Source organism: Hymenobacter lapidiphilus, assembly GCF_003417065.2.
Taxonomy (GTDB): Bacteria; Bacteroidota; Bacteroidia; order Cytophagales; family Hymenobacteraceae; genus Hymenobacter.
This window is the reverse complement of record NZ_QVLT01000008.1, coordinates 145,845-155,708: the sequence shown is the minus strand read 5'-3', so window position 1 is coordinate 155,708 and position 9,864 is coordinate 145,845. Positions and strand designations below refer to the sequence as shown.

Below are 9,864 nucleotides of genomic sequence, written 5' to 3'. Positions count from 1 at the left end.
TTACATGGTCACAGCCGGCTTCCACCCGCATGCGTTCGGCCGTCTGCTCCAGCACCACGGCTTTGCGCGAGTTGGCGGCCAGGTGGGTGCTGGGTTGTTTGCGCGCCTCCTGCTGCCGCTTGAGCAGACTATCGAGGTAGCCGCTGAGAAAGGCCTGCACCGGGGCGCGGGCCACCAGAAACAGGGCGTAGCCACCCGTGAGCGCCGCCGCGATGAACCAAGGCAGGGTTTTCAGGTAGTCGAGGATGGCTTCGGTAGAGAGAAGTAGCGGCACGGGGCATCAGGCAGTAGTGGGTGAGGGAATTAGTAGCGGCCGCCCCCGTAGCTAGGTGCCGTGATGGCCTGCATCACCACGGACGAACTGCGGCTCACACTAGGGCCCTCACAGTGCCCGGAAGGATAGAAGCCGGCGAAGCTGTCGGCAGTCACAATCAACCAGGCCCGTAGCTCCACTTCGTAGGTGAGGGCCCGCCCGTCGTAGATGGTAGCCTGGGCCGCCAGCGTGCGCGCATCCACCGGCTCCGAGTACTGGCTGGTTTTCTGCCGCAGGCCGGCGCTGGTGAGCGTGGTTTGCGAGAAGGGCCAGAAGGAAGCCAGCGCCGCATGCACCAGTGCGGGCACGGCCAGCGCGTGGAGCTCCAGATAGTCGCCACTCAGGCTATTCGTCTCATGCCGGCGGGAAAGCTCGGCATACAGTGGCTCGCCCAGCAATGGCCGTAGCTGGCGCTGGGCGGCCAGAATATGCGGTGCCATACGCTCGAAGCGCATGTTCTCGGGCAGCTCGCAGTAAGGGCCGAAGTCGTCGAGGTTAAGTAGCAGGTGTTCCATTGGTTGAGGCTGAGGGGTCAGGTCCAAGGCCGGCTTTCAGGCCAACCAGGGCACGGATTTCGTCGGCGCTCATGCTTTCGAGCACCTTATTGGCTACCAATGGCGAGAGGCTGTTGAGGGCCTGTAGCGTCTTCTCGGCCTCACTCGGCACCGCCGCTTCCACCTGGGCATTCAGGCTCAGGTTCTGAATCGAGTAGTCACCCGAAGGGCAGACGGGCTCCCCTTCAGCGGTCCGGAAATTCGAGAACACCGAAGCGTAGAGCGTTTCGATGGCCCGCTGGTCGGTGTTGACGACCATGTTCTGCACGTAGCGGGTGGCGTCTTCGAACTCGCCGTCCATGCCCAGCTTCCCCGCCTGGCTTTCGCCGTAGCAGATGTCCGGAATCTGGAATACTTCCCGGATGCTGACTTTGAGCGCGGCTTTGTCGGTGGCGTAGCGCTCCGAGGCGTTGGGGGCCTGAAACGTATCCACGTCGGGCTTCTGCTCGCGAGTCATCGCGTACTGCAGCAGCACGCGCCCACCCAGCGGGCCCACAAAACCCCCATACTTGACGCCGTTGGCCTGCTTCACCTCCTCGGTGGGGTTGGCGTTGCCGTACTCGGTAATCATCGTCTTATCGGTGTAGCCGCTGGCTACGTCCGTGCGGCGGCTGATCTTGAGCAGCGCGTCCACCTCGATGTCGAGCAGCACCGGCAGCCACACGGGCTCCGGATGATAGCCGGCAGCTGAAGGGCGGCGGTGGAAGTAGTAGGCTATTTCGCCTGGGTAGGCATCAAGGCCACCTTCCCAGTTCAGGATACGCTCAGCACGGTCCTCATTGGGCTCAGTGGCGTCGTATACCAGCCGGGCAATCGGCTTCTCCTTCTTCTTTCCGGGCAGCGGGATGCGCTTTTCAAATACGACCTGCACTTCCCCGCGCTCGGTGGGCTGGCCGGGCCGCCACTGCCCGAACGGCAGGTGCAACACTTCGACCGGCTCACCGAGGGCGTTGAAGTTGAGCAGCATCTGAATGCCTTCACCCTCGGCCAGTTCCAGGCAGTGCAGGCGCACCAGCTCATCCACCGTCTGGCCCTTCTCATTGATGACGGTTTTCCAGAGCGTCTGGTCCTTCAGGCCGTTGCCCTCGATAAACTTGGCCTTGGTGGCCACGCATACCGTCGCCGTGCCGGAACTACGCACCAGCTCATGCAAGCGCTGCGGCTCCTGGTCATCCTTGCCCCACTTGAGGTAGTCCTTCACGTCGATAGAGCGCGGAGCACGGGGCTTGGGGCTGGCGATGATGGTCGATTCCGGCACGGCGGGCGGTAGGCTTGGGGTTCACAATAGGCGGGCGGTGGGCACTCAGGCCAGCCGGCTTACTTAGCGGGCTTGAGCGCGTTGCTCAGCGCCTCGATAGCGGTAATCAGGTCCGCCTTATTGGCGAAGGCCTTGGCGTCGCCATCGGGGGCAGCATCGAGGTAGATAGCCTCCAGCTCATCGCGGTGCATCCGGTCGGACACGACTACGGTGGTGTTGTCAGAGTCCGAGTCTGAGTCGTCCGAGTCTTCCTGCTCTTCGGCAGGCAGGGTTTTGAACAGACCGGCAGCATCGGCATCCTGCTCCAGGATGTAGCGGGCCATCTTATCGGTCATGTTGTCGTTGTTGACGGCTACGCCCAGACCGAAAGGAAAGTACTGGGTGTCGTCGCTGATGAAGCGGGCTTGGTTCTGATTGGCAGACATGGCAGGGGAAATAAGAGAGGAAGAATCGGTTTCAGTATGCAGCCGCAGGTAGCGGCTAATGGCCTGCCAGGCGTCGATGACGCACTTGCGGCAGCCGGTGCGCACGGGTGGCGCCTGGGGGTAGAGGGCGGCGTGCACGGCCGAGAGTTCGGCCGGATCGATAGCAGACGCGCCGGCTGACTTTAGCCGGCCGGCGCGCTGCAACCACTCCCCCATGTCACTTGAATTCACCACGAGCTAGTAGATAAGCTAGATGACTACTGGAGCCGTGAACAACGATTCGAACAGGGCCTTGGTGGCAATCGGGTCATAGAGCCCGGTTCCATCAGCCACCCACAGCACGTCTTCGCGCCCCCCCTCCTTATCGGAAGAAATGGTCAGCTCCGAGCCGGCCCCGATATCGGCGTTGGCCGTGTCGGCCGCATCCTTGGTGAGCTTGAGGCCGGCACCCAGGCCGTAGACTTTGTAGAGGTCATCGTTGCCCTTCACAACGGCCACGGTGGGCTCCTTGCCCAGGTCCTCGGCCGTTTCGAGGCTTTCCGGATCGTTGGCGAAGCTGGCCAAATCCACCTCGTGGGTGTACTTGGGGCCGTACTTGCCGGGGGCCAGCGTGACGCGGGCCACGTTGCTGTCATTGAGGCCCCGAAACAGGAAGCCTTTCTTGCCGGCAACCAGGCTCAGCGTGACAGCTTTGCGCAGGGTTTGATTGCGCACAGCGGCCAGCAGGAAGGATTTGGGAATCAGCACCAGGTCCGTGGTTAGGCCACCGGCAGCCGGGATGCAGGGGGGCAGCATGCCCTTTTTGAGTTGTCCGCAAGCGGCCATAGTCGTAGGAAAAAGTAGTTGAAAGGAAAAAGGCCCGCCCGGTTGCTGGCGGGCCTTTGGTTACCGTGTTGGCTGAATCAGGCGGGCCGGCTAGTAGGCCGCGCGGGTGAGAAAGTTGCGCATCACCTTGGCGTCCATCTTGTAGTTGGCGCGCTTGTGGGTTTCCTTATCCTTCTTCTCGTACCACGACTCCAGCTGCGTGGCCTCGTCGTAGGAGTCGAAGCCCAGCTGCAGGTTGGTGATGGTGGTAAGCACGGCGCGGTGGGGCCGGTCGATGACGCCGTTCTTGTTGAAGTCCTCGTTGAGAATCTCATCCCACTCGGGCATCGGCATGACCATGATGCCGTCGAAGGTGGGGCCTACCAGGCCGGTTTCCACCAGCTTGAAGCTGGTTTCGAGTTGGGCAGTTTTGCGCAGCGCGGCCCAGTTGTCGATGATGCTCTGCGTGGCCATGATGACCGGAGTGCCGAACTTGCCCGAGCGCAGGCGCCGGTCGCCGCCGATGGCCAGGGCCGTGAAGATTTCATCCGACACACCAGGGGCCAGCTTCTGGCCTTCCACGGTGGTAGCCGAGTTGGCGGCAATCGTGTAGGCGCGCACCTTGGCATCCGCCGTGCCCTTGGCAATGATCTGCGGCCACAGGCCCAGCACCTGGTTGTAGTTGGCCACGTCGCCGGCTACTGTCAGGCTGGCGGCCGTGATGGTGGGGTTGCCGAAGAAGCCGATGCGGAAGATGTCGGCGCGGATAGCCTCCTCCATCGTGTCCTGCACGAACTCATTCCAGTAATTCTGCTCCTCGGGCGTTTCGGTGTAGCCCTTGGCAATCTTGATGATGGCCTCCTGCAGGTCGTGACGCTTGTAGCCTACACCCAGGCCCCAGGCCATGAAGGAGCCTTCCAGATCGGAGGCGCACTCAGAAATCCAGGCCTCCAGCGGCTGCGGGTCCCAGGTGACGCGCTCGATGCCCAGCACGGGCTTGGTAGGTGTTGAGCCGCAGCCGGTGTCCTTCTTGGTCACCTTGCGCATGCGCTCAGCGAAGAGCACATCCTTCTTGGCTTTCACGCCATCGGTGATGGTGAGAATCGAGCGCAGGTCGGGCGAGTCGAGGATGGGTTCCAGGATGATTTCCCGGAAGTCTTGGGGGCCGTAGGTGCACCCGAGGGCGATAACGGCAGCAGCGAAGAGAGACATGGGTTGAAAAACTTAGGTTCGGGAAAACAGGAAGAGTGCGTCCGGCCGGCTTGGGCAAGCGGCTAGGACTTGGCGTAGCGGTTTTTGCGCCGCTCCGCCCGGTTGGCCGCGGCTACCTTCATCGGGTCGGCGTCGTCGGTATCATCATCGGCACCGGACTTGCCGGCGGGCGAGGCAGCGGCGTTGGTTTTCACGCCCCGGGCCAGGGCCGTGTACTGGGCCTTCACTGTGGCCAGCGACTGAGCCTGGGTGGCGTTGGAGGTCTTCATGCTGCGCACCTCGTTGGTGAGCACCACCATGCTTTCGGCCAGCGACTGCAGCGCCTGCGCCACGTCACCATCAGCGGCTGAGTCGGTGTTGGGCTCGGTGATGGCCGAAATAGCGCCCTCGGCTACCGTGATGGTGTTGCCATCGGTAAGCACGTAGTCGCCATCAGCCGCAGCGCTGGTCATCTCGGCATCCGAGTACACCATGTCGCCTACTTCGTAGGCCGTCCGGTCACCGCTGTCGATAGTCAGCTCCACGGGCGAGTCGCCGGTGGTGGTGACGGCCAGTGCCGTTTTGGGGGCATCCTTCTCCAGCTCGGACAGGGCCGTCTTCATGCGGTTGAGGAAATTGTTGAACTTGCTCATGAGCGTAGTGTCCGGGTCAGCCGGCGTAAGTGAAGGATTCGATGAGGGGTTGGGGGTCGGCAGCACGGCCAGCGCCATGATGGGCTCAAGAACTTGCGTGGCAAAACCCATGTCACGGGCCATGTCGGCCGTAAGCGTGGTTTCCTTGGCCATCAGGGCAGCTATTTCGGAGGCGTCGCCGCCAGTGCGCTCCACGTAGAGGGCGATGATTTTGCTTTCGCAGTCGGCCATGTCATTGGCAAACGACTGGGCGGCGTTGGCCCCGGTACCCTGAAACCCGCCCGTAGGCAGGTGAATCAGCATCTCGGTATTGCGGTGCACCAACCGGGTAGAGCCGGCCAGAAACGGGGCCGTCGCGATGCTGGAGCACTGGCCGATGGCCACCGTCGTGATGGGCACATTCAGGCTGCGCAGCCAGTCGCCCATCGCAAAGCCCTGGGTGGTTTCGCCGCCCGGGGAATTGATCTGTACCCGAATCGTATCGTAGGGGCGCTGCCACTCCAGCTGGCTTTGCAGGCCCGAGAGCAGGGCAAAGGGACCGGGCAAGGGCAGGCCGTTCTCGTCGCAGGGAATCTGCGAGACAATCTTACCGTCGATATAGAGCTGGGCTTCTACCATTACTCTGCGAAGGTGGCAGCCGAGCCAGCCGGGCGCGGGCTTTCTGCCGCACAGATTTGCGGTAAGCCCCTATCTTGGTGGCGTATTACAACTTCCTCTCTATGCGCCTTACTCTACTCACGATTGTGTTTTTGCTCTGCTGCTTCGTCACGCGGGCCCAAGAGATTGTTTTTCCAGTCGATCCAGATACTGGCAAAGTCACCTACTCCGACGTGGTGCAGGTGCCAGGTGCTACACAGGCTGAGTTATATGCGCGGGCCCAGCTGTGGGCCGCCAAGACCTTCCCTTCCACCGATGCCACAGTGCAGCTCTCTGATGCGGCGACCGGCCGGGTAGTGGCGCGTGGGTGGGACCGCATCAACATCGTCGTAATGGGATTCGGCAATCCGTTCAAGCTCTGGTTTTTAGTGCAGCTCGACTGCAAGGATGGCCGCTACCGCAGCATTGTAACAGATTTGGAATACCAGGGCGAATACAACCCGAAGGTTACGGTGATGAGCGCCGCCCAGCAAACGGCGCGCACGCCAGCCGAAGCTAACCTGCTGACGAAGAACAGCGCTACCCACAATAAGAAGGGGGAGTTGCGTCCGGTTATTGCCAGCTACCGAAAGCAAACAGACGAAACAGTTCGTTCTATTCAGGCTGGCATCAAGGCTGCGCTGACGGCAGCTCAGTCGGGTGGCGTATCCAACTCTGACTTCTAAGCCACCCGCTGCTCCATGCCTGCCACGGCCCGGTATACGGTGTCGGTGCTCACGCTTAGCTCAGCCGCTACCGCCCGTACAGCCCCGCCATTGTCATCAGCGTAACGGAGCGACGATTTGAGCGTCTGCCAGCGCTGGTAGATATCGCGCATGTTGTAGGCGCGGATGTTCAGGCAGCCGGCCTGGTAGAGCGTGTTGAGCTGGCCGGCGTCGTCGAGCGCGTTGAGCAGGTCGATTACTTTCATAGGTGGGGCTAGATAGTGCCGCGGGCTTCATTTCGGGCAGCCCGCTGCTGCTTGGCGGCTAATTCGGTGATGTTGAGATCGGGCACTGGCAGCGCCTTGTTGGCCTCATAAAACACGGGGCCTACTTCTTGAGCAATGGCCTGAGCCAGGGCCAAATAATCAATGGGCTGCTGGCTGCCCCCGCTACGGCCCGACATGGCCGCCATGTAGCTGGCATCGTAGCGCACTACCCCGCCCTCGGCGTAGCGGGCCATGGTGGCCGCCGGCATCGGGTCTGAGTAGCCGAAGCTCTTCCCGCCGCCGGCCTGGTTCATCCAGCTCAGCACTGGCCCGAACAGGCTCATGGCCCGGGCTGTCATCACGCCCTCGCCGTTGGAGAGCAGGGCCGGGATTAGATCATCCTTCGGCCCGCCCGGGCCTACCACCCGGCCGCCGTCCGCGAAGGCCAGCACCCGGGCCGAGGCCAGCACGGATTTGCCGATGGCAATGGCTGAAAGGATGGTGGCTTGGGAGAGGCCGGCCACGCCCGCGGTGGGAATGTTGAGCGGATTGGCTGCGGCATTTTTGCCGATTTCCGATAATTCCGTAGCCAGGTTGATGCCGATGGTGGCCAGCGCGGCCGCTTTCTTCAGGGCCAGCGCAGCCTGCCCGGCCGCCGACTCCTCCCCCAGCGCCTCAATGACCAGATCGGCCGCGTCGCCGGCAGTGCTGGCCACGGCTAAGCGGATAGATTGCTCCTGCTCAGCCAACTCCTTTTTGCGCTCCGTCGTCTGCTCGGTAGCCGTAACCTCGCGCTGGCTTTGGGCTTCCGTCTCGGCTGTCGCGTCGCGGCCGTAGTCCTGGAGTACGACGATACGGGCTTGCCCACCCGCCTTTTCGATGGCGGCTAGCTGCTGCTCATGCTGAGCCTTGGTGATTTCGCCGCTCGCGTACTGGGCATTGGTGAGCGTGCGCCGCTCAGCCAGGTAGGTTTCGAGATTGGCCAGCGCCTGGGTGAACTCCAGTTCGGCCTGCTGGCGGGTGGCCTCGGCCCGAGCCCGGTCGCCCTGGGCCTGCTGGGCTTCGGCGGACTGGCGGGTGTCGATGGCGGCTAGCTGCTGCTGTAGACTCGCCTGAATGGCTTCGGCCTTGAGCAGGAATTCTTCGTTGCTGCCCGCGCGCGCCTGGGCCAGCTGGGTGGCAATGGCCGTCTGCTGGGCCTCGACTGCCTGGGCCCGCAGGATTTGCAGGTGGTCACGGTCGAGCTGCTCCACATCTTGTCGGAACTTCACCTCGATAGCCTTCTTAGCGGATGCCGTTAGCTCGGCTTCGCTCAACGCAATGGCGCGCTGCTTACTGAGCTTATCCTTCTGCAGCTGCAACTCGGCACCCGAGCCGACGACTACCTTGGCCAGCCGCGCATCGAGCTGGGCCAGCTCCAGATTCAGCGCGTCCTGGCGCAGCTTACGCAGCTTCTCGGCTCCCTCCTTCTGCAGGCTGAAGCGGTTGGTGATGAGTTCGTTTTGCTTACCGGCGCTGTCTTCGAGGATGTCATAGTACTCGTTTTCCGCCTCACCTAGCGCCCGTCGCTGCTCTACGGTAGCCTTGGCAGCACCGCCCCGGCGGTCAATATCGGCCTTGAGTAGGCCAAAGTTGCGCTTGGCCAGGTCAGCCAGTGTGTTCTGCCGCTGCAGTTCCACTTTATAGGCATCCTCATTGGCCTGGGTGCGCACGGCCAGGCTGTTATTTTCGTCGTCGCGCAGGTTTTTGAGCCGCTCCACATCGTTGAGCAGGCGTTTGTTGGTGGCAATGTTGTTGGCCTGGTCGATATCGAGTTGCTGTCGGGCCTTGCTCAAGTCTCCAGCCAGCTTCGTTTCGCGGGCAATTTCGTCGCCGATGCCGCGGAAGCTGGCCCGGGCTGTTTCTGCAGCCTGCGAAAAATTGCCACTGAAAAACTGCGCTGCCACCTTGCCGAAATTGCCTATGCGGTCGGTTACCACGTCGATCGTAGCCCCGATTTTGGCCATCACGGTTTCGACGATGCGCCCGCCCTCAGCCGTTTGGGTGAAGTAGGTAATCAGACTGCCAATGACGACCAGAAAGGCCCCCAGCCCCGTAGCAATCAGGGCTAACTTTAGAATGCGGGCCGCGCCTGTGCTGGCGCCCATGGCTAGGCGGGCCAGATTCTGCACCTGAATGTATTTTTCCTGCACGCCCGAGAGCGTACCCACGGCCCCACCCAGCGCGTCACTCTGCCCGGCGGCCTCCACCAGCGCCCCGCTGAAGGACTCAGTAGCCGGGCCTGCCTCTTCGAGTGAGCGGGTGGCGGCGGCCACCTGAAAACCTATTTTACGGGCCGCCTCGCTCGTTTCGCCGGCCGTCTCCACCACCCGGGCCTGTTCGACCTCTAAGGCTACCAGACTGGCAACGGCGGGCCGGATGGCGGCCGCGTAGTTGGTGATGTCCTTTTCGGCCTGCTCGTAGCTCTTGCCCGCTTTGGCGGCGGCCGCGCTGGCAGCGGTCTGAAAACCGATTTGGCGCTGCTGGTTTTCGGCCAGCTCCTTGGAGCCGGCCACCAGATTCTTTTCCTGAACCTGGAGCTTGACCATTTCCTTTACCAGGTCCTGAAACGCGCCCCGATAATTACCTACCTCCCGGCGGTTATCACCCACGGCTGACTCCAGCCCCTTCAGCTCGTCGCTGATGGCGCGGGTGCGGACCTGCAGGGCCTTGCCGGCTTCGGAGCTAGCCCGCTCCTCCTTGCTGAGCGCATTGTAGGACGCGGTGGTTAAGGCCAGCTCAGCCCGCAACTGGTTGATCGAGCCCTCGGCCTCTCCGCTGAGCTTACCCAGGTTCTCCAGCGTCTTGCCGGCCGCAGCCTGCTCCTTGCTTTGGGTGCGCAGCTTTTCAGTCAGTACCTGAGCCGCTGCGCCGTACTCCGCTTCCGACTTGGTGCCGGCCTTGAACTCGGCGGCTAGCTGCTTCTGCTCGGCCCGGGTAGTGGCAATGGCTGTAGCCAGCCCCGCCTGCTGCTTGCGCACGGCATCGGACTCGGTTTTGAGCTGCTCGGCATTGAGCCGAACTTCGAATAAGACCTTTTCGGTGATGTCCTGGGCCATG

10 protein-coding genes are annotated in these 9,864 nt (G+C 62.4%); 1 reads left to right on the top strand and 9 read right to left on the bottom strand.

Annotation, left to right across the window (positions count from 1 at the left end; all coding sequences use genetic code 11):
- From D0N36_RS07070 to D0N36_RS07040, 7 genes are all read right to left on the bottom strand, one after another.
- Positions 1 to 274, bottom strand: a 274-nt coding sequence (locus tag D0N36_RS07070) for a hypothetical protein (protein WP_147320781.1), incomplete at its 3' end; no start/stop codon positions are given.
- 29 nt (positions 275 to 303) lie between these two features.
- Positions 304 to 828, bottom strand: a complete 525-nt coding sequence (locus D0N36_RS07065) for a DUF6712 family protein (protein WP_116940699.1) — start codon at positions 826 to 828, stop codon at positions 304 to 306.
- Entirely contained in the window at positions 809 to 2,125 is a 1,317-nt protein-coding gene (locus tag D0N36_RS07060) for a hypothetical protein (protein ID WP_116940698.1), read from the bottom strand. Before D0N36_RS07060 ends, D0N36_RS07065 begins: the two co-directional genes overlap by 20 nt.
- Positions 2,126 to 2,184: 59 nt before the next feature.
- Positions 2,185 to 2,784, bottom strand: coding sequence for a hypothetical protein (locus D0N36_RS07055; RefSeq protein ID WP_147320780.1), 600 nt, complete (start codon positions 2,782 to 2,784; stop codon positions 2,185 to 2,187).
- Positions 2,785 to 2,799: 15 nt separating this feature from the next.
- Positions 2,800 to 3,375: a hypothetical protein gene (locus D0N36_RS07050; protein WP_116940696.1), complete on the bottom strand. Its 576-nt coding sequence runs from the start codon at positions 3,373 to 3,375 to the stop codon at positions 2,800 to 2,802.
- Positions 3,376 to 3,465: 90 nt separating this feature from the next.
- Positions 3,466 to 4,566 (bottom strand): hypothetical protein, encoded by a 1,101-nt coding sequence (locus D0N36_RS07045; RefSeq protein WP_116940695.1) that lies wholly within the window; start codon positions 4,564 to 4,566, stop codon positions 3,466 to 3,468.
- Positions 4,567 to 4,628: 62 nt separating this feature from the next.
- Positions 4,629 to 5,816: a Clp protease ClpP gene (locus D0N36_RS07040; RefSeq protein ID WP_116940694.1), complete on the bottom strand. Its 1,188-nt coding sequence runs from the start codon at positions 5,814 to 5,816 to the stop codon at positions 4,629 to 4,631.
- 101 nt (positions 5,817 to 5,917) lie between these two features.
- On the opposite strand from D0N36_RS07040, the gene D0N36_RS07035 reads away from it, so the two are divergent.
- The gene (locus tag D0N36_RS07035; RefSeq protein WP_147320779.1) at positions 5,918 to 6,520 is read left to right on the top strand and encodes a DUF4468 domain-containing protein; all 603 of its coding nucleotides are present in this window, start codon (positions 5,918 to 5,920) and stop codon (positions 6,518 to 6,520) included.
- Here the strand turns inward: D0N36_RS07035 and D0N36_RS07030 are convergent.
- Together D0N36_RS07030 and D0N36_RS07025 are read right to left on the bottom strand one after the other, a co-directional pair.
- Positions 6,517 to 6,765, bottom strand: a complete 249-nt coding sequence (locus D0N36_RS07030; RefSeq protein WP_116940692.1) for a hypothetical protein — start codon at positions 6,763 to 6,765, stop codon at positions 6,517 to 6,519. The two genes, D0N36_RS07035 and D0N36_RS07030, sit on opposite strands and share 4 nt — an antisense overlap.
- An 8-nt stretch (positions 6,766 to 6,773) precedes the next feature.
- Entirely contained in the window at positions 6,774 to 9,863 is a 3,090-nt protein-coding gene (locus D0N36_RS07025; RefSeq protein WP_116940691.1) for a coiled-coil domain-containing protein, read from the bottom strand.
- Between the last annotated feature and the right edge of the window lies 1 nt (position 9,864).